Here is a 24,802-nt window from a genome sequence, read left to right on the forward strand (position 1 = left end):
CACTGCAAATTTCAACTCTAACTGAACTTATACCTCGCAGCTAAATTCCTCTGCCCCGCCCCCCATTATAATATTTTAACTTTCCCATAGTTTCACTATGTTAGAATAAACGACCGTAAGGTTTGTCACGTTTCAGAGTCTGGATTCGTCAGGCTTGGGAACGTCCCCTTAGGGACCATAGGCAAGGAATAGGGACACCACCATGGACAAGAACGATTGGTTGGCAAAGAGCTTCCAGGACAATCGCGCCCACCTGAAGGCAGTGGCCTACCGCATGCTGGGATCACCTGTCGAAGCTGATGATGCCGTTCAGGAGGCCTGGCTGCGACTGAGCCGCTCCGATACCGAACAGATCGAGAATCTAGGCGGATGGCTGACAACAGTGGTCGCCAGAGTCTGCCTGGACTTCCTGCGCTCACGCAAGGCCAAGCGCGAAGCTCCACTTGACGAGCCCGTACCTGATGTTGGAGCCGGGCATCCGGAAGACGAGTCTTTGGTTGCTGATTCTGTCGGCCCAGCCTTGCTCATCGTCCTGGATAGTCTGACCCCAGCTGAGCGGGTATCGTTCGTATTGCACGACCTCTTCGATCTCTCCTTCGACGAAATCGCCCCGATCGTCGATCGTTCCGTTGCGGCTGCGAGGCAACTGGCGAGCCGTGCCAGGCGACGCGTTCGAGGCATGCGGACCACTTCTCAGGCTGACAGCCCACGGCAGCGCGAGGTGGTCTCGGCTTTTCTCGCCGCTTCCCGTGAGGGCAGATTTGAAGCCCTCCTTAGCTTGCTGGATCCTGACATCATACTGCGTGCCGATGCAGCTGCGATCAAAATCACGACCGCAAATCAAAGTCGTGGTGCACCGGCCTTCGAGCCTGAAATGCGCAATCCGAGGACCATTGCTGAAACATTCAAGGGCAAGGCCGCCGGTGCCCAGCTGGCATTTATCGATGGCTTCGAGGGGGCAACCTGGCTGCAAGGGGCGAAGCCTCGTGTTGTGTTTGCCTTTGCCGTTCGTGATGGGTTGATTACCGAGATCGACGTGATTATGGACCCTCAGCACCTGGCGAAGACCGAAATTGAGCTGATCGAGTCCTAGGCTCGTTTGAGCGGTCGTGTTCCTCAAATCTTTTAGGAGGTGAACCTTGAATATTTTCTTTTGGATCCTGCAAGTTCTTCTCGCCCTGCATACCATCATGGGAGCCGTATGGAAGTTCAAAAACTCCGCCGAGCAGACCATGCCATCGCTGAAAGCCATTCCCCAAGGAGTTTGGCTGTCTCTGAGCGTCTTTGAGATTCTGTGCAGCCTCGCCCTGATTCTTCCCGTCTTCAATAAATCCTTGGGTATCCTGGTCCCTCTCGCAGCTCTCGGCATTGCTGCGGAAATGCTGCTCTTTACTGGCTTGCATTTTGCTTCGGGTCACAAGGAGTTCGGGCCTGTGATCTATTGGCTGGTGGTTGCTGTGTTTGCCGGATTTGTTGCTTATGGCAGGCATGTGCTGCAGCCTTTTGTAATTGGCGGTTCGTAATACTCGTTTTCCTTTCCATGGATGTTGCCGGGCCAGGGTCGATAACGAAGGTTGCGGCATAACCGCAGGCGATCGACAATTTTCTGAACGTTGAAAGGGCAATCTTTGATCAAACTACTCCTTGCAGTCGTCTTTTTGCTTGGCTGTACAAAGAAAAACGATTCAACAGAATCGTCTGAATCCCCTAAAAGCTGCAATCAACATCAGACCGCTGAAACTTGTCAAACTGCGCCGAATTGCGTTCCTAAAAGCGGGATCGATGTCACGACCAAGGAAAATGTCTTTCTGGGTTGCCTTAACGCTTTTTCCGAGGCTTTACGTTGCCATGCTCCGGTCTCATGTTTTACGCATTCTTCCGGGCAACGAGTTGTCAGCGAGGAGAGTTGCTTGTTCGAAAATTGGACAGAAGTCGGTTGCACGGAATCGGAGAAAAAAATTCCATTTTTCAATCCCTGTGATGTCTCCACCGCAAGTGAATGCAGCTCGGATCAAAAATGCTATTTGCGATCCGCTCGCAATGTGGTCACGCGCGAAATGGTTGTCATAGGTTGTGTGCGCGAGGGTGGGCTGTGTGGCGATGCTATTACATGTTATACCAATCCAGATCGGACCATACGTGTGATCGATACTCAAGTCTGCTCGACATTCCCTGATTGGGAGTCTACGGCTTGTGAACCGGGAGATCATGATGCCCTTCAAGCACAGTAATTTGGCTCATACTTGACTGGAGACTATCACGGAGCAGCCCCGAATTAAGACTCACCCCAAAAGGTCCTGGCAATTATTCCCAGGACCTTTTTGCCTTGTGATGACTCTCATTGCGGAAAGCTGCAAGATCCCTTAAAACTCCTGCCTGGTTCATGCATCAATGTTCAGGGAGGATGAAGATGTTGGAACGATCGAAGCTGCTTTATTGCACATTCAGTGTTGTCTTCGCAGCCTGGGGAGGATCGGCTTTCGCCGGTGTTCGCCTGACGGCTGAAGAGCAAACGCTGGCCAGACTCATCAATGAATATCGAGTGAGCAAGGGTTTGCCGGCTGTTCCGCTGTCGACATCGCTGAGTCGCGTGGCCCAGATCCATACCTGGGATATAGCCACGAATCACCCAAATACCGGTACTGGCGCCAATGGAGTGCCTTGCGACCTTCATAGCTGGTCGAATAAGGGGACTTGGTCTCCGATATGTTTCACAGGCCCAGAAGGCGAGTTCATGTGGAGCAAACCGCGCGAGCTGACGTCATATCCCTCCAACGGGTTTGAGATCTCGGCAGGCGCCGGGGGAAGTCTGACGCCCGAAGCGGCTCTGAATGGCTGGAAAAGCAGCGGCCCGCACAATGATGTGATTCTGAATCAGGGACCCTGGACAGGAACCTGGCAGGCGATGGGTGTAGGGATTTATCATGGTTATGCCCACGTTTGGTTTGGTGAGGTCGCGGATGCAGCCGGCGCCCCCGAATCTGCGGTTCTGAATCCCAATCCTGCGATCGCTTCGGACAAATTCTATCGCCTTAAAAATTTCAGCATGGAAAAGGACAATAAGTGTTTGGAAGGCAATCAGCTCGCAGCAGGGGCTGCCCTGAAAGGGGCTTCGTTCATGGACAATTGTCAAGCTGTAAGCGGGCAGGCCTGGTTCTTTGTCGCGACTCCTGATGGTTACTATAGGATCACCAATGCATTTCTTGGAAGCGCCAACAAATGCCTCGAAGGCAATAATAAGGTATCAGGCTCGACAGCCGATGGAGCAGCATTCATGGCTGATTGTCAAAACGTTTCGGGCCAGAAATGGAAAATCGCGCCTCAGGGAGGCCATGGATATTTCCAGATGACGACCCAATTCCAGGAAGCAAATAACAAATGCTTCGAATCCACCTATCTGAATGCAGCGACCAAACAAGGTGGTCCAGCATTCCTGGGCGATTGCCAAAACTTCAGCCGGCAATTGTGGAAGCTGGAAGAGCTTTGAGAGGGGCGCGTCTGACCTGATCCAGCGCCCCCTTCCCAAAGTCCGCACGCCTCTCGTTTCCGCGAGACGTCATGGTTGAGCGGTAACGTCTGGACCTGGACCCCCGGTGTGTGGACGGGCAGCTGGATTGTAATCTTCAAAGCCTTGTTTTTTAGGCAAGCCCGTTGGCATCTCATTTTCTTCGTCGCTCTCACCAGCGTCTGCCGTCACTATCGTCGACCCGTCTTTTGGCTTCAGTTCATCACGCAGGGATATTTCATCGTCAATTCCCCGGCGGCTTGATGCAATGTCAGCTCGCAGTTCTGAAGCCGGCAAATCTTCGCCTGCCGTAGAGACCTTGCGGCCCTGTCCGATCGCTTCATCGCTGGAAGCGGTGTTCATGCTGGCTGCTATTTCATCGGTTGAGCTATCGTCTGAGGTCGCCTGGTCAGATGGCCTCGCTGACTCTTCCCTGTCATCCGCTTGAGCTTGCGGTTGTCCTGGCCGTTGCTTTGCCTTTGCCATGAGAGAACCCTCCTTGGTGAGCGGAAATGAGGCATCCCTTGCCTCATACACACGGCTGCTCATATGGCGCGCAGGCAGCACGTTGCTATAAATTTCTAGCAATAAATAGACCATCCTACGGCAGGATTGACTAAAGTCGCCGACGACAGCGTATTTTCGCCGCATTTTATATCAGGAATCATAACGCTTCACGTCAACCACACGATCAAAGCAGGCAACCAAAAGCAAACTGATGACATACGGAGGGAGCATGCCCCGGATCATTCGGTTCAAGTTTTGTTCGATCATCCCCAGCGCCGAAAAAACTAACAACCCGGCAGTGACAGCTAAGTGAAAAATGATGAAACCTTTGAGTTTGCTTCCTAGGCCCATCGCTGTGGGACGGGAGGATGGCCAGGCCGAGCAAGAAGAAAACCGGACGATTCGCTCTGAACTATGGAAAAGTCCCCAACGTATAGCGCATCCTGTTCTGATAAAAATTGAAAGCGAACGTGACAGGATCTGATGGATCAAACGTCCCCCAATTAAAGACGATATCCAGGTTTTGCGAGCGGTCTGCAATTCGCAACGCATTGTGCCCAAATCGACTATATATCGCGTCGCCTACATCATAAGTCTGCAGGAAAATTTTGACCTGACTCACATCATCTGGAGGTTTGTATTCAAATGCTCCCCACAAAGGTCGAGCCACCAGGAAGAGGGCAGGAATGAATTTCGCCAGAGTATTCATAGCGATTTATGCATAATAATACCCATATGGTCTAGCCATCCACCATCAAGTATTGTCAAATATTGAAGAACAATAAAAAAGGAAGCCCAATGAAAGCAAAGTTTCCACTGATTGCACGTGTGCTCCTGGGTCTGGTTTTCCTGTTCGGGGGGATCACCGGGCTTTTGAACCTAGTCCCGCCGCCAGATGATTTGCCCGAGCGCCTCCAGACTTTTAACAAAGGCCTCATGGCCTCGGGATATTTTTTCACACTTCTTAAAGCCACCGAAACTATCTGTGGTGCCTTGCTGCTTTCAGGCTTCTTTGTTCCCCTGGCTCTTGTGGTCCTGGCGCCGATTGTTGTGAACATCATATTCGTTCATGCGTTCCTGGCGCCCAGCGGACTGCCCTTGGCTTTGATTATTGGCTTCCTGTTAGCCTATCTGGCCTTTTTTGCGAAACCCTACTCGCCTGTTGTCAAGACGCTGTTTCGCCGATGAATCCCCCATTGCTCTTTGGTCTGACCCCAAACTTCGATGGGCCAGGTGTCCATCGGAGGCGGCAGCTGAATGGGTCCTCGCAAGGTGGAACCCAGGCGCTTCGCAAGATTTTGTGAGGGGACATTCTGGGGATCAATGCAATGGATCACCTCCTTCCATCCCAGTTCCGCGAAGGCCCAGTCGATGGCGGCAGAGGAACCCTCGAGCGCATAGCCCTTGCCCCAGGCCTCCCGGGCCAGTCCCCAGCCGATCTCGGTGCTTGGCCATCCTTCGGGCTGCCAGGGTCCAAGGCGTCCGACCCATCGACCACTGGTTCGCTCGATAACAGAAAACATTGAGAATCCCATCAGGGGCCAGGCGCCTGTTATCGTAGCCATGCCCCGCCAGGCCGCAGCTCGATCCTGAACACCACCTAAAAATCGATTCACTTCCGGATCCGCTGCAAACGCAACCCAGGCTTCAAAATCAGCATAGACCGGCGGACGCAGAATGAGTCGATCGGTTGTGAGCGTCGGCCCAAGGATAGTAGGCATGGCATGTTCCCTTGAAAGTTCGTATTTTAAACGGACACTGATTCCTCTTCATGAAATACCATAGTGAGCGCCTGAGTTCCTTATCAAATGGCTTGATGAAGCAGCCACGGCCGTGTTTAATGGATCTCAAAACCTTTGCGAGGTATTTTATGCAAAAGTCGGTGTCGTCCCACGACGGAGTTGTGATCTCGTACGAGCTGTCCGGTCAGGGCGGCGAGGCTTTGGTTTTTGTTCACGGATGGCTTGGCAACGGTCACTGGTGGGATGAGCAAAAAAAGGCTTTCGAAGCCACATATCAGATCGCGCAGATGGATCTGGCAGGACACGGGCGTTCCGGGAAACATCGCAAGGTCTGGTCGATTGATGGCTTTGCTGAAGACATCAAAGCCGTTGTTCAGGATGCCGGGCTGAAAGCCTGCCATCTCATTGGGCACTCCATGTCCGGTTCCAACGTGATTGCCGCTTCACTTCTACTGGGAACCCGCGTGAAGTCGATCATTCTGGTCGACACGCTTTTGGATCTTGATGGAATGCCGCGTTTTGAAGATGTTCAGCCGATGATCCAGGGTTTGCACACAAACTATCAAGCCACCATGGAACAGGCCCTGGCCCAGTTCCTCCTGGTCCCGGGTTCACCCCAGGGTGTTCGCGAGCGCCTTAAAAAGGAAATGCTGGGCGTCAATCCCCAGCATGCCATCGCTGTGCTGGAACCCTTTTATCGATCGGATATTCGATCGCAGGCGGCTGAAGTCAGCGTTCCCGTGCGCGCGATCAATTCCGATATGAGACCCACAAACGCGGCAGCGAATCGCAAGTATTTTCGAAGTTTTGATTTTAAAGTCATGAACGGCGTGGGTCACTATCCTATGATGGAGAAACCCCAACTTTTCAATCAACTCCTGCAGGAAACCCTTGCCGAGCTTTAGTGCTTGCACGGAATGATGGGAAGGCCCAGCACTCCATGAAGGGAGACCTTCCGTCGACAGGCCACCGTCTCTGCGATTTCGCTTTCGGTGAAGATTCCCTGCAACCTCCAGAGCCCAGCTCTGAACTCATTCGTTTGATTGACAGCGTTCATGACCCTTTCACAGTACTGTGGGTCCTGGGCGCTCCGGCAATCCTCCTTGTCAGCGTCGGTCAGAGAGCTGAGTTCATCCAGCGGGTCCTCCGGATGAAAGACGACCGGTGCGCAGGATGAAGTTGCAAAGTAGTCGCTTTCGACCTCAGCTCCGCCGCCTTCCACATGATGCCCAAGCTCATGGCAATAGATGAGCCGCATCCCATCCCGATAAATTTCGGGACTCCGGGCGACCCAGCCCACGATGTGAATACCCCATTTGCCGTCCTTATGATAAAAGCTGCCCCCGGCCGATGTCGGGGAGTAATCCTTGGGCCAGTCCCCTGTGACCAGTAGCTCCTTGCCGAAACTTTCCAGAACCCAGGGGCCGAGACGGTTCTGGGTCTCGACGATGATGCTGTCATACTGAGGCCTGGTGATGGCGGCTTCAGCTGCGTGGGAAAGCAGAAAAAATACGCTGAGGCATAATGTGAAACGCATACGTTTATCCTTCCTGTACCTGCCGCCCCCCGCCTGCAGACTTCGGGCAACGGCTTTGCGGTCTTGGAATGCTCGCTGGATACTCGTATAATTCCAAAAACTTGCCGATGCAACTTGGAAAGTTTTGCACCCTGACCGATAAGTAAATATAGCCAAGGAGCCAACACGTGAAAAACGCCAGCCGGATATTTATGATCCTGTGTTTTGCAGCATATGGCCACGGCTGTGAACAGGCACAAACCGAACTCCCGCTTACGACCAAAGATATACTCAGCGCGGACGGCAAACGCGCCAACGCCAATACCGATTCCAAAAATAGTCCGGAAGAAAATCCTCAAAATACATTCACCGAAGAATCCACCGATGAAGAGGTGGAGAACGCGGTTGCCATTGAACCTGTTCCCATTGGAGGAGCTTTCCTTGTATGCCTGGAACAGCAGAAAGGCTCGAGTTCCACAGCTTTATGCCGACTTGAGGATGAATTGGAGCAGAGAATGGCGCCACCACAAAGCTGGCAGTTGACCTACTATGTGCAAACAGCCAAGGAAAAGATTTCGCTGGTGAGCAAGGATATACCGATGGATGATCCGATCGGTTTCAGCTGGCAGGTGAATCTTGGGAAATACCGCCTTGCGAATGTCATGGTGGAGATCTACGATACCGAGAAGGGCACAATGGATATCACAGCGCCCATTCTCATGGATTCCAAGACAATGCGCCCTCCCGCTGGCCAAGACCCCCGGGGAAAAAAACCGAGATGATCAGCTCCTAATTGCGGCCGGACTCCGCGAGCATCTCCGCTTCAAGACCGGCCAGCCTCTGTTTGGCAAAGTTCATAACATCCTCCTGATTGTTGTCCATTCCCCATTGAGCCGTAAAAGCTGCATTGGCTGCCCAGCGCTCCATAATGTGCGTGGCCATCCTATCGTAGGTTGTCCCTCCGGCCTGCGCGTAGAGGTCCAGCAGTTTCCGCAGCTGCTCCTCTCCAAAGCACCCGAAGAAAACCCCGAAGTCCACGGCAGCATCGGCAATCTCCGCTTCGGTCCAATCAAGGACGCCGATCAACCTTAACGAATCGTCAAGGAGCATGTGACCAGGATGAAGGTCTCCATGCACGAGGGCGGCCTCATTCGGCCAATAGGAGTCTTCATGGAGCCAATGCATCCAGCGCTGCCAGACAGTTTCCGACGGCTGAAGGAAGTTCCGGGTTGTTTCACAGCCTTTGAGCAGTTTGCTGCGCGTCTCAGGAATGGAGACCTGGCGTCCGCCTGCTGCAAGAACGTCCTTCTTATCGACCCGATGAAGCTCGGCCAGAAATCGCGCCGACGATTCCATAAACGTGTCCTGCGGACCGCTGACGTTGAGACCATTCCACCGAAGCCCTTCCTGAGGGTCATAGGTCCACGCCGGAGTCCCTGGCAGCCGTGGGTAGGCAATCAGATCAACCTCATGGATTTTCCAGTTGGGAACGGCGACGGACAATCGTGGGCCCAGCAGTTTCAGAATTTTCGCTTCATTGATGCTGCCCTGATACGCGTTCGGGCGCCGTGGAGCTCTTAAAATCCACTCCACACCGTTTTCGTCCTGAGCATTCAGAACAAGAAAGTCCAGACCGGATTGGTCAAATTCCTTCTTGTCCGTGATCAGTTTCAATCCATAGCTCTGAGCGCGTTGGAGTAGCGACGGAATATCCTGGATCATGATGATTTTCCTTATTTGGTTCAAAACGTAAACTGTTTGCTCTCATGCTGCCCCCATGCCCTCTCCTGTACAGCTCGTTCGCCAGTATAGATCAAAAGGCCGAGCAAGGCATCCCCTGTTGAGGCCGTTTCAAGCCGGAATCGACAAGCTGCCGGGAGAGGTGCATACTGCAAGAGGGATCCCTTGGCTGTAGGATAGGCAGGGCAGCGTCATGAAGAAGAATATCCTGGACATTCATGGAGTAAAAATTCACACGCTTGTGCTGGGCGCAAGGACGAGTCGTCCTCCCGTTGTGTTGCTGCACGGATTGAATGACTGCAGCTACACCTGGCTGCATATTGGTTCTGTTCTGGCTCGGGATCGCCAGGTTTATATCCCTGATCTTCCTGGCCATGGATTTTCTGAGAGACCGGATGCCAGTTACGAGCTCAGCTGGTACGCGTGGATCATGTCGGAATGGATGAAAGCGGCTGACATTACCGTGGCGGACCTTGTCGGACATTCCTTTGGTGGTGGTCTCGCGCAAATGATGCTGCTGCATTGCCGACAGCGCGTCCGCCGCCTGGTTCTGGTTTCACCTGGAGGCTTGGGTCGTGAAATCTCATTCGTCATGCGGCTGGCTGCGGTTCCGCTGCTGGTGGAACGACTCGGCCAGCCCTTTATGGAAATTGGGACAAGGATCGCCCTGCAACTGGCACGGGATGGTCGCCAGCGCGCGGACATCAGGTTTCTGAGCCGGGTCAATTCGATAAACGGATCAGCACGGGCGTTTTCCCGAACGGTCCGTGACCTTGTCGATTGGCAAGGACAGCGAAGAACCTATGCGGATCGCGTTCATGAAGTGGCGGATCTACCACCGATCCTGCTTCTCTGGGGAAAGATGGATGCGATCATTCCAGCCCGGCATGCCACGGTATTCGCAAATTGCGTGAACAACGTTCGCGTGTTCCTGTTTGAAACCTGCGGCCATTATCCACATTATCAAAAGCCTGATCTTTTTGCGGAAAAGGTCTTGGAATTTCTTGACGAATCCTTCATTCAACCGGCTCAGGTCGATAGGGACCGGATCAGGTCAATGGGAGGTCGGGCTGCTCTGGCAAGGTAAACGTGAATCGGCTGCCGCCTTGCGCTCGGGGCTCCACCCAAAGCTTGCCCTGATGAGCATCAATGATTTTCCTGGAAATGTAGAGGCCCAGGCCCAATCCGCTTCGTTCCCTGTTGCCAAGCTGGAAAAAGCGCTCGAAAATTTCGGTTCTCATGGATTCGGGAATACCCTGACCCATGTCACTGACGGAAATTTCCAGATCACCGTCCTCTTTATTTCGCAGCTCCAGAGTAATCACGCCGAACTTTCTTGTGAATTTGATGGCGTTATCCATGAGGTTGGACACCACCTGCTTGATGCGTTCCCGATCACAGGAAACCAGTCTGGATCCCTCGGGGAGGATGGATTCAAGTTGGATCTGCCTGGCAGCCGCTTTGTCGGCGAAGTTCTCAACCGCTTGCCGGATGAGCTCGCCCACATCATGTTTCTCCATGTGCAATTCCAACCGGCCTGCAGCCATCCGTTCGACGTCAAGGAGATCGTTGATCATCTGAATGGCAGTCCCGGCATTGCGGTTTATGATCTCAATCCATTTTTTCCCCTCACTGCTGACTATCGGAGAGGAAGGGTGGTTCAGAAGCATGTCTGAACAGGACAGAATCGTTCCAATCGGATTGCGTAGGTCATGGCTCACAATCGCAAGGAATTCATCTCGCGTCAGAAGATCCGCTTTCGTCCTCTGATGGGCCTGCTGTTCGTTCGACAGCAGGACAGCGCTATCCTGAAAAGAGGAGTCTGTTTGAAAGCGCTCCGATGCGAGATCCTTATCCGTCACGTCGCGTTCCTCGCGAAGGATGGCATGTTCGTCACTCTTGATTTGATGGCGTTCCGCACTTATCACGGAATCCACCAGAGCTCGCTCGGTACGGATGGTGGCATCGGCATGTCGTCGTTCATTTTCCAATTGGTCATTCGTAATGAAGCGTTGGGGTGCCTGATCCTGCGAAGTTTCCGGCGGACCTGACTCCATTTGCTTATCGACATCATTTCTTATTTTATCGACTTCAGCATCCGTCGCGTTTCGTTTGGCACGGACGGATCCATCCGTTCTTTTTTTAGCGGCACCATAGGCCTCATCCAACGATTGATCCGCCCTGCTTCGTTCAACGGAAAGGCTCTTATCGGTCTTTTCGCGTCCTTGATGCACGCGCTCGTGACTGTTGTCGCTCTGCATGGATAGCCCTCCATGGGCGATAATAGAGTGAAGGGAGCGCAAAAGCTAGAACCGTCATTCTTCAAAAGCTGGCATAAAACACTCATACCTGGTAGAACAGTCGGACTCGCCCCTCAGGGGGGCGCAGTCTCGGATCGATTACGGTTGGCCTTAAGATTGCAATAGCCAGCGAAAGCCTGGTGGATGATGCCCCGTGCCGGCCGCAATCAGTCAGTTAAATCTGCGCAGCGAGGTGACATGGACTCTTCAATGGAATCGCCTCATATCCGTATCGGCATGAATGCGTTCGAAAATATTTTTGAAGGTCAGGAATGGCTTTCTGCCACTTTGAACAGTATTGGCGACGCCGTGATAGCAACGTCCGCGGCGGCGGATCCCATCATACTCTTCATGAACCCGGCTGCCGAAAGAATGACTGGCTGGAACTTTGATGAAGCCGTAGGCCGCAATGCCTTGCAGATTTTTCAAATCATAAATCAGACAAGCCGTGAATCGGCCAAAAACCCGATTGAAAGCGTTTTAAGAGAAGGTCAACCTGTCGATCTTGTGGGACCTGCTGTCCTTATCGCAAAAAACAGCCGCGAGTTTGTCATTGAGGGCAGTGCCGCTCCCATCCGCAATAATCCGGGCCAGATCAAAGGCGTCGTCGTCATCTTCCGTGACGTTACGGCCAAGATTCTGGCCGAGGAGAAGGCTCAGAAGCTCAGCCGCGAAGTGGAATGGGCACGGGAAGACCTCTACGGCTTCTTTATGCAGGCACCCATTCCCATGGTGATCATGCTGGGCCCCGACCATCGTTTTGTGCTCGCCAATGAGCCCTATGAACGCTTTGTCGGCCGCAAGGTTGTAGGCAAAACCGTGGCGGAGGCCTTCCGACCGGAAGAAGCGTCGCCCTTCATTCCCATACTGGACAGGGTGTATAAAACGGGCAAACCCTGGATCGGCAAGGCCATGCCCCTCAATATCCCTGACCAAAACGGCGAAATGCAAACGCACTTTGTCAACTTTGGTTATCATCCTTATGTTGCGTCCAATGGCACAATCCAAGGAATCCTGGCGATTGTCATTGATGTGACGGAAGAAACTCTGGCCCGACACGCGATCGAGAAAAGCAAAGCGGCTGTCGAAAACGAGCGTGAGAACTTTCGCAATCTCTTTCGCTTGTCGCCGGAGGTGGTGTGTATCCTGAAGGGACCGGACCACGTTTTTGAATTTGTCAATGAAGCTCACATCGAGACCCTTGGCTTTGATGCGACGGGCCAAAGCGTGCACGAGGCCCAACCGGAATCCGTGGAAGTGCACGGCATCCTGGATAGAGTCTTCCGCACCGGAGAGACCGCGCTGCTGCACGAAATTCCGGTAACGGTGGGCGACCGCATCCGCTATTTCAATGTTACTTACGCAGCAAGACGGGATGAAAGCGGAACCATCGACGGCATCATGATATTGGGCTCGGAAGTCACCGCTCAGGTTTTGGCGCGGACACAGCTCGTCCGGAGCGAAGCGAATTTCCGGGAGCTGGCGGATGCCTTGCCGGTTATCGTCTGGACAGCGACGCCGGATGGTTTCGTGGATTGGTACAATGCCTGGTGGTACCAATATTTGGGCCTTCCCCGCGGGACCCGCTGGGATGATCCCGCTACGCTTCCGATGCATCCGGATGATGTCGAGCGCACCAATGCACTTTGGTACGAGGTGGTGGCTGCAGGCCAACCCTTTCACATGGAGCAGAGGTTCAGGCGCGGCTCCGATGGACAGTATCGCTGGCATCTGGTACGCGGCGTGCCTATCCGGGATGCGAACGGCCGCTTGATTCGTTACGTCGGTGCGAACACGGACATCCATGATCAGAAAATGCTGGCCGATGAACTGCAGGCGGCCCAAAGCAAGCTTCAAACAGCTCTCCAGGGTGCGGGAATGGGCGCCTGGTACCTTGATCTGGCGTCAGGAAAGATCACCTATTCGGAAGGCACAGCGGCCATACTCGGAATGCAGGTTCCAGCGGACGATCTTGCGGAATTCATTGAAACGCATATTCATCCTGACGACCAGGAAGCGCGCTTCATGGTTCTCGAGAGGTGTCTGCGAAACCGGGAGGACTACGCCGATGAATTCCGCATCTTTGATTCCGCGGGCAACATTCGCTTCATCATCTCGCGCGCGCGATTGCTTGATGACTCTCAAGGAAACCCGTATGCTCTTACGGGCATTGTGATGGACGTGACCGAACGCAAGCAGCTTGAAGCATCTCTTTTACAAGCCAAGGAAGCCGCTGAAGCGGCAAACGCAACCAAAACTTCGTTCCTGGCGAATATGAGTCATGAAATCCGAACACCCTTGGGTGCGATTATCGGTTTTGCGGATCTCCTGAAGGACGAGGATCTTGCTCGCGAGGAACGGACACAGTTCGTCGAGACCATTTCGCGCAATGCCAAGGCCTTGACTCGCATTATCGATGACATCCTGGATCTGGCCAAGGTCGAGGCGGGACGGCTTGATGTTGAGGAAATTGAGTTTTCCCTGGTTGACCTTATCCAGGAGGTCATGAATCTTTTTGAAGATAAAGCCAGGCAGAAGGGTATCGAGTTGCAATTCGGCATCGAGGACGATACCCCTCGCCGTATCATATCGGATCCAACCCGAATCCGGCAGATTCTGATCAACCTCGTCGGCAATGCCGTGAAGTTTACCACCAGAGGCAGTGTCGGTATCCAGGTGGCCTCTGCATGGAAAGATCAGGATCGCGCGCAGTTTGAGATCAAAGTGAGGGATACCGGCATCGGCCTGACGTCCTCCCAGCAGGAGAAGCTGTTTGAACCTTTCGTTCAGGCGGACAACAGCACAACCAGAAAATATGGGGGAACGGGTTTGGGCCTTGTGCTCTCGCGGCGGCTCGCCAACGCGCTGGGCGGCAATATCACGATCAGCGACTGCCATGAGGGGCAGGGCTGCACCTTTATCATGACATTTGTGGGCGGGATTCCGGTGCGGCTTACGGAACGCCTGGTGAAAAAGGAAAGCGAACCTTTCCGCGTTCCCAACAAACCGGGGCAGAAGCAGCGCCTCGCTCGCGTTAAAGTGCTTCTGGCTGACGACTCCTCGGACAATCAGTTTTTGGTGTCACGGGTTTTAAAGACTTATGGGGCCACCGTGGCTGTGGCCAATGACGGCGAGGAGGCGATCGAGAAAGCCTTGAGTTCCGAATTCGACCTCGTGCTGATGGACATTCAAATGCCCCGTGTGGATGGCTATGAGGCGGCCCGGGCTTTGCGTCTAAATGGGTATACGAAGCCCATCATTGCGCTGACGGCTCATGCGATGGTCGAGGAACGGGCGCGCACCCGCGCGGCGGGTTGCAATAGTCATTTAACCAAGCCTTTGAATAGCCAGGAATTAATCGAAACTATCGAAAAGTTTGTGTATCCGAGGCGACTGCAAGAGGTCGAGCAAGGCAAACACTTATGAGTCCAAATCACATAGGGAAAGACATGAATAATCAGCTTTGGGTCGAGCCGGTTGGTAACATTATCGTGGCGCGTATCAGAGGAGTGCCGACGGAAGCCGTTCTTCGTGATGCTCAAACCCAGATTATCCAACTGGTGAAGGATACCGAGCAGGCTCGCGTGCTGTATGATGCGCTTGAAATGGAAGCGCCTCCTGTGGAAGTTCCACTCTCCCAGTGGAAGCTGGATCAGGAGATTGCACCGATTCGGTTACGCCGGGCGATCGTCGTTCCCAATACCAGAATCGCTTATCTGGCAAGGCTTGCTTTTAATGATGATCACCGCGTTTTTTACAATGACCTGGCGTCCGCCATTGCCTGGCTGAATGCATGATACGAAAGACAGCTCATGTTGTCGCCCCATGTGCCGATCAGGATTCGGACCGTCAGGAGGAATATCACAGCACTTGGAAAAAATAAAATCAGCCCTGCTTATTGCAATCCTTTCGCTTGGATTTTTCCCGGCGTCGGGTCTTGTCGGTCAGGTCAGGATTGACCAGAATCCTGAAAAAATGCCTCTGGCAGGCCATACCCAGTATCTGATGGACCACCAGGAGCTGAAGGATGAGCAGGTTTATTCGGGACAGGTGGATGCCTTATTCCAACCGATTCAGAATCCCAACTTCGCGTTCTCGAAGGAACCCATATGGTTCCTGCTGACCGTCACCAACCCCAGTCCCCAGGACGTCACCTGGATTCTCAGTTTCCCCTATTCCCTCCTCGACGAGGTGATTCTTTACTATCGTGATGATGCTCAGCAGATCCAGACTCAAATCAGTGGCGATGGCATACCCGCCAGCCAAAGGGTTCAACCCAGCCGGGATATCACGTTTAACCTGAAGGAACCACCGGACAGCACCCGAAAGTATTACATCCGCATCAAGAGCGGGAGCAGTCTTCAGCTCGCCCACTTCGCCTATACAGAGTCCGCTCATGATCGAGCCGCGATTCTTGAAACATTGATCTATGCGCTGTTCTTCGGCAGCTTCATCGCCATGGGAATTTACAATCTTTCCATCGCCGCTTCCACAAGGTCCAAGCAGTATTTCGTCTATAGCGTGCTCGTGATCCTCTCAGTCATCCGGGAAAGCTATCTTGCCGGCATGGGCTACAAGTTCGTCTGGCCCGAGCATCCTGTGCTGAATGAATATATCGGCATCTTCTCCATGGCGATCAGCATCAGTCTGGTCAACGCCTTCGTCATGGATTTCCTCGTTCTAAAGACGAAAGCTCCGGTCCATTACCGTATCCTGCAAGCCGGCTTTTTCATTTCCCTGGCTTATCTCCCCCTCTTTCCCTTTTTGGGTTATTCCTTCATTATCAAACCTCTCACTCTGCAGGTCCTGATCAATTCGATCATCATCCTCATCATCTCGATGATTCACCTGCGGAAGGGCTACAAGGCCGCACGATATCTGATCGTGGCCTGGATTTTCGCACTCAGTGGCTGGATGGTGACAGCCATTGCAGCTCACGGGGCGCTTTCAACGTCTCCGTTCACCATCTATGCGAACGTAATCGGTCAATTCTTTGAGATCATCTTCCTGTCCTTCGCTCTGTCGGACAAGATCAATACTCTGCGCTGGGAAAAAAATCAGGCCATACGGGCTTTGAACAAGGGCCTCGAAAAGGAAGTCCGCGAGAAAACGCAGGACATTCAATCCATCCTGGATTCCATTCCCCTCGGCATCCTGAAGATCGATGGTGAAGGCAAACTGCGGAAGGGCCACTCCAAATTCATGGAGCAGCTCATCAGGAAGGTGATTCTTCACAATGACACGCATGAATTGAAGGAAGGCCAGGGCATCAAGGAAATCCTTCTGTCCCGTTCCAATTTGCGTACTGACGACATTGCGATGATCATGAACATTCTGTCCACCGCGGTGGGCGAAAGCGAGACACAGTGGGGAATCAATGCAGGACTTCTGCCGGATCAACTGGAATGCAGTGGCCGGATCTTCGAGCTGATCTGGTCTCCGATTTATTCTGCCGAAAATGGCCAGATTCAGGATGTGCTCCTGGTGATCAAGGATGTGACGGACTTAAGGAAAATCGAGATCGAGAGCGAACGCTCCCGGCGCGAGAACGAGATGATCATCCGGATCGTCAAAACCAGGAGCGCGGATTTTCAGGGCTTCATTCTCAACATACAAACCTGTCTCGACATCATCAGGAAGGTGTTTTTCAAGAGCACTCTGAATCCGGATGCCGATGATGTGGAAGAAATTTGGCGGCGCCTGCACACGTTGAAAGGTGTTTCACGAGCTCTGGGCTTCAAGGAAATCTCGACTCAGATCCATGAAGCCGAAACCTGTCTGCACGAATTCGAAGGCCTGACCAAAGCCAATACGGGTCAAAGCATCGAAGTTTTCAAACAGATCGTTTCCACCATTGCTGCGGAAATTGCGGAATATCAGCGGATCGATCAGGACGTTCTCAAAAGAAGCGGGGGGCAGCTCTTTGATATCTCTTCAGCGGATCTGGCGGGCAAGGTGGACAGTCTGGAGCGGCTTGTGAAGTCCCCGGAGATTTCCAGGGAGGCCCTCCTCGCCAGGGTCCATGATCTCAAGGCCATGTACCGGGATTCGTTCGCGCGGATTGCCAGAAGCCAGATGACGGCCCTGAAAAAGATATCCGAAGGGCTGGGCAAAAGCCTGCCCATGCTGATTATTGATGAATCCCCCTGCCTCTTTGATGAACCTTCCAAGCAGCTGCTGAGTTCCATTTTGATGCATCTCTTCCGCAACTCCCTGGATCACGGGATCGAAAGTCCCGAGGAAAGACAGCGCAAGGGCAAGAGGATCGAAGGGTCCATCTTCCTGCAACTCGAGGAGACGGACACCCGTATCATGATCCATTATAAGGACGACGGAAGAGGACTCAACATTGAGAAGATCAGGCTCAAAGCGCTGGAGAAGGGGTTGATCAGGATGAGCGACGCCCCGAAACTGGCGGAACTCGCCGGCCTGGTCCTGGTTTCAGGTTTCTCGACAGCGGACAAGATCACCGAAATATCCGGTCGTGGCGTCGGCATGGATGCCGTCCGCATGAGTCTGGAGAATGTCGGAGGTCGCATTGAGATCATCCTGGATGAGCCTTCCGCTCTCAAGGAAACCTCATTTGCGAGTTTTCGTTTCGTTATCCATTTTCCCAAGCATGTCCCCGATCGGGTGAGTGAAACCAGTCCCGATAAATTATCTGTGGCCTGACGATTCACTCTCAACGTCTGTGATTTTCACGTTCAACGTCATGCGCAAATCCGGGAAGCAGGTTCTTCGAAAACAAAGAACCCGCGCCGGAATCCAAACAATCTCCCAAATATTTTCACGATATAGAGCATGGCAGGTTCCTTGCTATTGCGAACGCGCTGTTCGCGTGGCATCAATCCTCGCGGGCAGGACGCAGACGGATCTCCTGAATTATTCGAGGTTGACATGCAGGCGGCCACAAGGCACGAGGACTTGAATCTTGTTTTCCAACAGCTCTATGCGAATCATGCTTCCATGGTTCGCAATGTTGTGCGGCTCTTTAATTTTCGGGATGCGGCGGCCGACGATCTGGTTCAGGATATTTTCTTTCTGGCCTGGAATAATTTGACAAGACTCAAGGACAGGAGCGCCTTGCCGGGCTGGTTGCATGCGATCGCACGCAATCAATGCATCAACGCCATCCGATCCCAGAAAGTGCAACAGAAGTACCTTGTGCCTATGGACGAACTGAACCTCGAAGCGGAATCACCTGAAAGCCGCAAATTCTTCGAAGTCAGCCTTTTGCAATTTGAGGAGCACATGCAGGTCCTGGAGGATCTGATCCACAATCATGATGATCCCACCCGCCGGGCCGTCGCCACACTGTTTTACCTCGAGCATAAGCCCGTCAAGGACATCGCCCAGAGCCTCCAGATGAAGAGCAACACGGTCCTGTCTCATTTGCGCCGCTTTCGTCTTATCGTCACGAAGACCATGCAACAATGGATGGAGGAAAACGCGCGGAATTGAGACAAATAATCCCCCTCGGACTGCGCACTGGACTTGCCATTGTGTACAGGTTAGATTCTTTCCGTTTCTGGAATCTGTCCACTACAAGGCGACAACAAATGAAAAAGAGCCGGGAGATCGATATTTTTATGGCCAGCAAGGTGCTGGGTCATGAGGTTTTTCATGAAGAAACCGGGGAAATTCGTGAGCAGCTCCCATCCGGCCAGTCCCGCCCTTTGCGGGCCTACAGTCAGGACATCGCAGCGGCCTGGGAAATCGTGGAAAAACTGGGGATTACGCTCCTGCCTGTGGAAGATGGCTGGTTTGCCATGGTAGGCGAAAAGCGCGGTTGGTCGAGTCCGGCGGAATTTTTGCGCTATCTTCAGAGGGCGGACTTTGTCCATTCCGGAGCGGCTCTGGGCGACAAGGCCCCCATGACCATCTGCATGGCGGCGATGAAAGCGCTCGAACACCGTCCGGATGCAACTCCGGACGGAACGGCTCTCAGCTGAATCAGGGGAGATTCCCAGGAACCTCCCCCCACGTCAGAACCTGGACCGGCTCCTGGGCACGATGGACCTTGAGGCATCCTGTGTCCTGGTTGGTCCAGACCCGGGAAGAGGACGTCCGAACCGCAATTTTACGGCCTGGGGCACCCCTTTTCTGCAATCCGGATCAGGAACGCGATCGCCCCTTCGCCGCGCCGCTGCCATAGGGCCTTGTGAGAATTTCCAGATAATTGCCCGACGGATCCATGAAGTAAACTCCACGGCCACCGTCATTCGTATTGATTTCTCCGGGACGCTGCGCCCCGGGATCAGCCCAGTATTGCAGGCCGCGTTTTTGAATCCGGGCAAAAATCGCGTCAAAGTCATCTTCACTGACCAGAAACGCATAGTGCTGCGGCGTGAATTCCTCATCCGTGGAAAGAAAATCCAGACTCACACCATTGGCGGTTCGTACCACCTGAAAATGATAAAAGGTTTCGGGTTTCGGAAGGCCCAGAATTTCAGCCATGAACGCGGCGGATTCATGCTTGTCGCGTGCATGGACGATGGTATGGTTCAATTCAATGCTCATAACTCACCTCGGTTGATAAAGGTTTCCACCAAGCCGATGCCCTCAGCACGATCCTGATCCGGACGCACGTAGCGCAGATCGCGGATGATGACCCGATACCCGCTGGCGGCCTCCTGGATTTCATAAACAGGATAACGAGCCCAGTTGATAAAGCCACGAATTTCAGGCTGGGCGCGAGCGAGCTGGATAATGGGATCCGGCTGTGGCCGGGGCACAGGTTCATAACGCTCCACGATCGCGTCGTGATCCAGCACCGGCACACGCAGACCATAATAATGCGTGGCGGTCACGGCCACGACTTCCCGATGAAAGGGATTGGCGGGCAATGGACCGGTCATGATATCAGTCAGGGTTTCACCATAATGGGCCAGGACCCAGTCCTGCGCCTTGTCCTGGATGCGGCGGTTGCCCACCTTCATCAGCCCCAGATAGATCCCAAACGCGGCCAGACACCCAAGGGCCACCTTGCGATTGCGGGTCGGGGAGATGCCGCGGCGGCGAACGATGACGATCCCGGCGATGCCGATCCACCATAGAAATTTCGCTGGAAGAGGTACCAAGGCCGTTGCGGTCACAAGAGTGGAGGCCCCGAGGCCGAGGATGAGCCAAAGCCATTGACTCCAGCGCGTCGGTGACCAGGCAAAGACTGCGGAAGCTCCCATGAGGAGCCACATCCAGGCATCAATAATAAAAAGTGTGTCCCCATAAAACCAGCGGCCATGGAATGGCATCAGCAGGCGAACGCCGTAGGTATTCAGCCAATCGAGGTAGGGATGACTCAGCACGCCGATGAAGGCGAGCAGAAGAATCAGTCCAGGTCGAACGGGTTGCCGGGCAGGATCGCGGCGCCGCCGAATGAAGCGGTCATAAGCCAGGATCCCCGCGCAAAGGAGAAACGGGAACAAAGCCTGAGCCAGGATCCCATGGGTCACGCCGCGGCGATGTTCAAGGGCCGTGTCCGAACCGAAAAAACTCATGACCCCATCGATATCGGGCAGGTTTGCTCCGATGATTAACGTTGCTGTGGCAAGCGGTGTCAGCCTCTTCAGACCCGTCTGGGCCAGCGTGGCTCCGGCAAGAGTATGGGCGATCGGATCCAAAGGCTATCCTCCACAGGCTGAACATGGATAAGGGCCGATTCCTGGCCCATGACTTCCACTATAGCCAGGATTCTGCCGGAAGTTCCATGGCAAAGACGGCGTTGCCGTGAAGATCGAATTGTCTGATCTGCAGTGTTTCCATTGAGGCTTCCATTTCACCAAAAAATTGAAGCCCCTCAGCGGGTGAACGATTGGGCTTCATTCCATCCGGAATACCCTTCCAGCGAAGCTCGGGACCAAAGGTATTATCCAGGGCATTGGGACCAAAGGTTCCCGCATGCAGGGGACCGGAAACAAATTCCCAAAACGGTTTAAAGTTTTTGAATTGAGCCTTCTGCGGATTGTAATAATGCGCGGCTGCATAGTGAACATCGGCGGTGATCCAGACCACGTTCCTGATATCGTTCTGCAGGATGAACGCGAGAAGATCCGCGATTTCCAATTCGCGTCCCAGCGGAGGACCATCGCCATTCGCAATGGTTTCAAAATCCGTGGAGCCATCCCGGACCAAAAGACCGAGGGGCATATCACTGCTGATAATTTTCCACATGGCCTTGGAACAGGCGAGGGAAGTTTTAAGCCAGTCCCGTTGCGCGGATCCCATGACCTCAGTCGCCGGCGAACGGAGGGTCTGGCGATTCGGACTGTTGGGGCCACGATAGCTTCGGAGATCCAGCATGAAGATTTCCAGAAGATCACCGAAGGCAAACGAACGGTAAATCTGCTGCCGCGCCATGGCCTCGGGATGGATGGGGTTATATTCAAAAAAAGCCTGACGGGAGCGGCTGGCGAGGCGTGCCACACTTTTCTCCGTGTAACGCGCATCATCGAGAATTTCCTGCGGATACCAGTTGTCCAGCACTTCATGATCATCCCATTGGGCCAGAATGGGAACCGTGGCATGAAAGCGCCTGAGATGCTGATCCAGTAGGTTATATTGATAGTTGCCCCTAAATTCCTGCAGCGTCTCGGCCACCTTCGTTTTGGCTTCGGTGACGAGGTTGGTCCAGATGCGGCCATCATCCAGCGGGACGGTCAACGGCAGAGGCATATCCGCATAAATCGTGTCGCCCAGGTGAATAAAAAAGTCCGGCTGTCTTTGCAGCATCGCTTGATAGATGCGCATGCCGCCAAACTCAGGATTGATGCCCCAGCCCTGCCCTGCGGTGTCGCCTGAGAAACAGAAACGAAGACGCTGCGGGCGCGCAGGCAGCGGGCGGAAAACTCCTGTGGTGGGCTCACTGATGAGCTGTGGATTTTCGAGATCGCGAAAACGCACGCGATAGTGCAGAAGTTCAGCAGGAGGCAGTCGTTCAAGGGCCAGCCTTGCTGTGAAATCCTGCGCAGCCAGAGCAACGGCACCTTCGAAGGTTTGCGCCTGTCGAAAGCCAGGATTATCTGCAATGTCCACCAGCATCGTCGCGGGTCGATCGGTTGCGCTCCAGATGGTCACGCTGCGCGGGCTGATATCACCCAGTTGCACGCCCCAGGGCATCTGTGGAGGATTGGTGCCTTTCCATTCCATAAAAACTCCTGACAGCCATCATGCAAGGAAACCTCGGGGTCATTATAGGAATCCGGGTTAAAATTGAAGTAAGTAAGTACAAAATATCCAGTCAAGGAAGGGAAAGCTGATGATTCAAATCCGCAAAATCACCAGGTCCGATGGCCCGCACTGGGCGGACATGCGCCATGCTCTCTGGCCCCAGTCCACGCAGGAGGAGCACCTCCAGGAAATTCACGACCTGATTGGCCAGAATGATTGGGGACTTTTCCTGGCGGAAGAGAACGGTTCGCCCCTGGGATTTATCGAAGTGAGCCTCCGACCCTATGCCAACGGCTGTGATACCAGCCCTGTCGCCTTTGTGGAAGGCATCTGGGTTGCTGAGAACTGGCGGCATAAGGGTGTAGGACGGCAGCTCATACAGGCTGCGGAAAAATGGGCGGAGAGCCGTGGATTGGCTGAGCTGGGTTCGGATACAGAGATCACCAACACGCTCTCCCAAACAGCCCATCGAGGCTGGGGCTTCGAGGAAACGGAGCGGGTGGTTTATTTCCGCAAGAAACTCCGGGTTTCGGCCGAGTAGAAGATCCCGTATTCTTCCAAACGGATAAGGGTATTGATCAATGCGACATGAGAAAAGGCCTGCGGAAAGTTGCCGACGAGGCAGCGGTTGTGGGGATCATATTCCTCCGACAAAAGACCCACATCATTGGCGATGCCCAGGATACGCTCCACCAGTTCCATGGCCTCATCCCAACGCTCCTGCATAAGATAAACATCCGCAAGCCAGAGGGTGCAGGGAATAAAAGCCCCTTCCCCGGGCGGCAGACCGTCCAGCCCATCGTCGGTCTGATAGCGGTACACAAAACCATCGCGCAGCAGAGTCTTTTCAATCAGGTTCACCGTTCCCACCATCCGGGGATCCTTCGCCTCGATAAAACCCACCATCGGCAGGGTCAAAAGACTGCCATCCACCTGCTGGCTGCCGGCAAACTGCACATAGGCATTCAGTTTCGGATCGAAATGCAGCGCTTCAATATGCTGGCGAATGGTTTCGCGAATCTGAATCCAGTGATCCACAGGACCGTCCAATCCGAAATTTTCGACCGCTTTCACGCCGCGATCAAAGGCCACCCAGGCCATGACCTTGGAATGGGTAAAGTGCCGCGGATTGGCCCGTATTTCCCAGATCCCGGCATCCGGTTCCTTCCAGATCGACTCCAGGTGGTGCAGCAGCGCCTTCTGAAAATTCCATTCGGTGGCATCGAGTTCGAGATCAAATTTCCGGCCAAGGTAAAGACACTCCATCACCTCACCGTAAACATCCAGCTGCAGCTGTGTGCTGGCCTTGTTTCCAATCCGCACCGGGCGTGAATCCCGGTAACCGGTAAGCCACGTGAGTTCCACCTCTCCATGGAGTTGAATGCGGTCGCCGCTGATCCCATAAACGATATGCATCTGTGCAGGATCCCCAGCGACAGCGCGCAGGAGCCAGTCATGCCAGGCCTCCGCTTCCTCGGCAAAACCGCTGGCCAGAAACGCTGACAGTGTAAAGGCGGAATCGCGCAACCAGCAATAGCGATAATCCCAGTTGCGGACGCCGCCAATGCATTCGGGCAGCGCGGTCGTGGGCGCTGCGATCATGCCGCCACTCGGGGAATAGGTGAGCGCCTTGAGAGTGATCAAGGAACGTTCGATGAAGGGCTGCCAGCTGCCTTGAGCCCGATTTTTCCGACTCCAGTCCTGCCACCATTCCTGCGTATGATCGAGGCTTTCGTAGGGATTCGGTGCCCTTTGCGGCACACGGACCGACGGATACCAGGTGAGGACAAAGGGTTCGCTGCCGCCTGAGAGGAGTTCACCTTCGGCAGCGATCACAAGATTTTCCACCCGCAGCGGCAGGGCACTATGCAGGTAAAGGCTGTCCGGCCCGGCGAGGGCACGCGCTCCCTGTTGGCCGATACTGATCCACGGAACATAGGATCCATAATCAAAGCGAATGCAAAGCTCCATGCGAAAGGCGACCCGTCCTTGCTCGCAACGCACAATGCGGATAAGGTCCATCTCCTCGGTGCGGGGGGGCATGAAATCCGTCAGCACCAGGACACCATGTTCCGTTTCGAAACGGGTTTCCAGGATCAGCGTTCCAGGCCGATACTGTCGTTCAATACGCAGCACAGGATCAACCGGGGCGATCCGCCAGTAGCCGGCCGTGCCATCTCCCAGGAGCGCGGCAAAGCAGGACTTGGAATCAAAACGCGGAATGCAAAGCCAGTCGATGGACCCGTTACGTCCGACCAGAGCGGCCGCCTGGCAATCGCCGATCAGAGCATAATCTTCGATGGCCTGCTGCATAAACGCTCCTGTT

The 24,802-nt window shown here is 53.9% G+C and carries 24 protein-coding genes; 14 read left to right on the forward strand and 10 right to left on the reverse strand.

From position 1 onward, the window contains the following. The first annotated feature begins 202 nt into the window (after positions 1–202). The 4 genes from OLTU_RS27640 (at position 203) to OLTU_RS27650 (ending at position 3,487) form a co-directional block, all read left to right on the forward strand. The gene (locus OLTU_RS27640) at positions 203–1,093 is read left to right on the forward strand and encodes a sigma-70 family RNA polymerase sigma factor (RefSeq protein WP_141735957.1); all 891 of its coding nucleotides are present in this window, start codon (positions 203–205) and stop codon (positions 1,091–1,093) included. A gap of 46 nt (positions 1,094–1,139) precedes the next feature. Continuing rightward, the gene (locus OLTU_RS27645) at positions 1,140–1,523 is read left to right on the forward strand and encodes a DoxX family protein (RefSeq protein WP_141735958.1); all 384 of its coding nucleotides are present in this window, start codon (positions 1,140–1,142) and stop codon (positions 1,521–1,523) included. 105 nt (positions 1,524–1,628) lie between these two features. Beyond that, a complete protein-coding gene (locus OLTU_RS32540) occupies positions 1,629–2,231 on the forward strand; it encodes a hypothetical protein (protein WP_218110320.1) in 603 nt (200 codons plus the stop codon). 179 nt (positions 2,232–2,410) lie between these two features. Then, positions 2,411–3,487: an RICIN domain-containing protein gene (locus OLTU_RS27650; protein ID WP_176737020.1), complete on the forward strand. Its 1,077-nt coding sequence runs from the start codon at positions 2,411–2,413 to the stop codon at positions 3,485–3,487. 69 nt (positions 3,488–3,556) lie between these two features. Here OLTU_RS27650 and OLTU_RS27655 read toward each other — a convergent pair whose 3' ends face one another. Further along, the gene (locus OLTU_RS27655) at positions 3,557–3,991 is read right to left on the reverse strand and encodes a hypothetical protein (RefSeq protein WP_141735960.1); all 435 of its coding nucleotides are present in this window, start codon (positions 3,989–3,991) and stop codon (positions 3,557–3,559) included. A 433-nt stretch (positions 3,992–4,424) separates the two neighbouring features. Further along, entirely contained in the window at positions 4,425–4,721 is a 297-nt protein-coding gene (locus OLTU_RS32545; protein ID WP_218110321.1) for a DUF4105 domain-containing protein, read from the reverse strand. 89 nt (positions 4,722–4,810) lie between these two features. Here OLTU_RS32545 and OLTU_RS27665 point away from each other — a divergent pair, with 89 nt between their 5' ends. Then, positions 4,811–5,200: a DoxX family membrane protein gene (locus OLTU_RS27665; RefSeq protein ID WP_141735962.1), complete on the forward strand. Its 390-nt coding sequence runs from the start codon at positions 4,811–4,813 to the stop codon at positions 5,198–5,200. On the opposite strand, the gene OLTU_RS27670 is transcribed toward OLTU_RS27665, so the two are convergent. Beyond that, positions 5,164–5,733: a GNAT family N-acetyltransferase gene (locus OLTU_RS27670; protein WP_141735963.1), complete on the reverse strand. Its 570-nt coding sequence runs from the start codon at positions 5,731–5,733 to the stop codon at positions 5,164–5,166. The two genes, OLTU_RS27665 and OLTU_RS27670, sit on opposite strands and share 37 nt — an antisense overlap. A gap of 149 nt (positions 5,734–5,882) precedes the next feature. Here OLTU_RS27670 and OLTU_RS27675 point away from each other — a divergent pair, with 149 nt between their 5' ends. Continuing rightward, positions 5,883–6,659 (forward strand): alpha/beta fold hydrolase, encoded by a 777-nt coding sequence (locus OLTU_RS27675; protein WP_176737021.1) that lies wholly within the window; start codon positions 5,883–5,885, stop codon positions 6,657–6,659. Here the strand turns inward: OLTU_RS27675 and OLTU_RS27680 are convergent. After that, complete coding sequence (locus OLTU_RS27680; protein WP_141735965.1) at positions 6,656–7,291, reverse strand: hypothetical protein; 636 nt, start codon at positions 7,289–7,291, stop codon at positions 6,656–6,658. The genes OLTU_RS27675 and OLTU_RS27680 overlap by 4 nt on opposite strands. 167 nt (positions 7,292–7,458) lie before the next feature. Here OLTU_RS27680 and OLTU_RS27685 point away from each other — a divergent pair, with 167 nt between their 5' ends. Beyond that, the gene (locus OLTU_RS27685) at positions 7,459–8,052 is read left to right on the forward strand and encodes a hypothetical protein (RefSeq protein ID WP_141735966.1); all 594 of its coding nucleotides are present in this window, start codon (positions 7,459–7,461) and stop codon (positions 8,050–8,052) included. 7 nt (positions 8,053–8,059) lie between these two features. On the opposite strand, the gene OLTU_RS27690 is transcribed toward OLTU_RS27685, so the two are convergent. Beyond that, a complete protein-coding gene (locus OLTU_RS27690) occupies positions 8,060–8,992 on the reverse strand; it encodes a macrolide 2'-phosphotransferase (RefSeq protein ID WP_141735967.1) in 933 nt (310 codons plus the stop codon). 211 nt (positions 8,993–9,203) lie between these two features. Here OLTU_RS27690 and OLTU_RS27695 point away from each other — a divergent pair, with 211 nt between their 5' ends. Beyond that, complete coding sequence (locus OLTU_RS27695) at positions 9,204–10,097, forward strand: alpha/beta fold hydrolase (RefSeq protein WP_141735968.1); 894 nt, start codon at positions 9,204–9,206, stop codon at positions 10,095–10,097. On the opposite strand, the gene OLTU_RS27700 is transcribed toward OLTU_RS27695, so the two are convergent. Then, the gene (locus OLTU_RS27700) at positions 10,060–11,271 is read right to left on the reverse strand and encodes a sensor histidine kinase (RefSeq protein ID WP_141735969.1); all 1,212 of its coding nucleotides are present in this window, start codon (positions 11,269–11,271) and stop codon (positions 10,060–10,062) included. The genes OLTU_RS27695 and OLTU_RS27700 overlap by 38 nt on opposite strands. A gap of 276 nt (positions 11,272–11,547) precedes the next feature. On the opposite strand from OLTU_RS27700, the gene OLTU_RS27705 reads away from it, so the two are divergent. From OLTU_RS27705 to OLTU_RS27725, 5 genes are all read left to right on the forward strand, one after another. Continuing rightward, entirely contained in the window at positions 11,548–14,736 is a 3,189-nt protein-coding gene (locus OLTU_RS27705) for a PAS domain-containing protein (protein ID WP_218110322.1), read from the forward strand. Between the two features lie 23 nt (positions 14,737–14,759). After that, positions 14,760–15,107, forward strand: coding sequence for a SpoIIAA family protein (locus OLTU_RS27710; RefSeq protein ID WP_141735971.1), 348 nt, complete (start codon positions 14,760–14,762; stop codon positions 15,105–15,107). A gap of 73 nt (positions 15,108–15,180) precedes the next feature. Beyond that, positions 15,181–17,982 carry a 7TM diverse intracellular signaling domain-containing protein gene (locus OLTU_RS27715; RefSeq protein ID WP_176737023.1) on the forward strand — a complete coding sequence of 934 codons (2,802 nt, stop codon included), beginning with the start codon at positions 15,181–15,183 and terminating at the stop codon, positions 17,980–17,982. A gap of 129 nt (positions 17,983–18,111) precedes the next feature. Further along, positions 18,112–18,771, forward strand: a complete 660-nt coding sequence (locus tag OLTU_RS27720; protein ID WP_141735973.1) for an RNA polymerase sigma factor — start codon at positions 18,112–18,114, stop codon at positions 18,769–18,771. 98 nt (positions 18,772–18,869) lie between these two features. Beyond that, entirely contained in the window at positions 18,870–19,262 is a 393-nt protein-coding gene (locus tag OLTU_RS27725) for a BC1872 family protein (protein WP_141735974.1), read from the forward strand. A 163-nt stretch (positions 19,263–19,425) separates the two neighbouring features. Here OLTU_RS27725 and OLTU_RS27730 read toward each other — a convergent pair whose 3' ends face one another. The 3 genes from OLTU_RS27730 to OLTU_RS27740 are packed head-to-tail and all read right to left on the reverse strand — an operon-like array spanning position 19,426 to position 22,455. Then, a complete protein-coding gene (locus OLTU_RS27730) occupies positions 19,426–19,830 on the reverse strand; it encodes a VOC family protein (RefSeq protein ID WP_141735975.1) in 405 nt (134 codons plus the stop codon). Beyond that, positions 19,827–20,930, reverse strand: coding sequence for a metal-dependent hydrolase (locus tag OLTU_RS27735; RefSeq protein ID WP_141735976.1), 1,104 nt, complete (start codon positions 20,928–20,930; stop codon positions 19,827–19,829). Before OLTU_RS27735 ends, OLTU_RS27730 begins: the two co-directional genes overlap by 4 nt. 58 nt (positions 20,931–20,988) lie before the next feature. After that, the gene (locus tag OLTU_RS27740; RefSeq protein ID WP_141735977.1) at positions 20,989–22,455 is read right to left on the reverse strand and encodes an alkaline phosphatase D family protein; all 1,467 of its coding nucleotides are present in this window, start codon (positions 22,453–22,455) and stop codon (positions 20,989–20,991) included. Between the two features lie 109 nt (positions 22,456–22,564). Between OLTU_RS27740 and aac(6') the strand changes: the two genes are divergently transcribed. Then, positions 22,565–23,017 carry an aminoglycoside 6'-N-acetyltransferase gene (gene aac(6'), locus OLTU_RS27745; RefSeq protein ID WP_141735978.1) on the forward strand — a complete coding sequence of 151 codons (453 nt, stop codon included), beginning with the start codon at positions 22,565–22,567 and terminating at the stop codon, positions 23,015–23,017. Here the strand turns inward: aac(6') and OLTU_RS27750 are convergent. Further along, positions 22,981–24,789 (reverse strand): glycoside hydrolase family 15 protein, encoded by a 1,809-nt coding sequence (locus tag OLTU_RS27750; RefSeq protein ID WP_141735979.1) that lies wholly within the window; start codon positions 24,787–24,789, stop codon positions 22,981–22,983. The two genes, aac(6') and OLTU_RS27750, sit on opposite strands and share 37 nt — an antisense overlap. Positions 24,790–24,802 lie beyond the last annotated feature (13 nt).

The organism is Oligoflexus tunisiensis (assembly GCF_001748245.1).
GTDB classification, from domain to species: Bacteria; Bdellovibrionota_B; Oligoflexia; order Oligoflexales; family Oligoflexaceae; genus Oligoflexus; species Oligoflexus tunisiensis.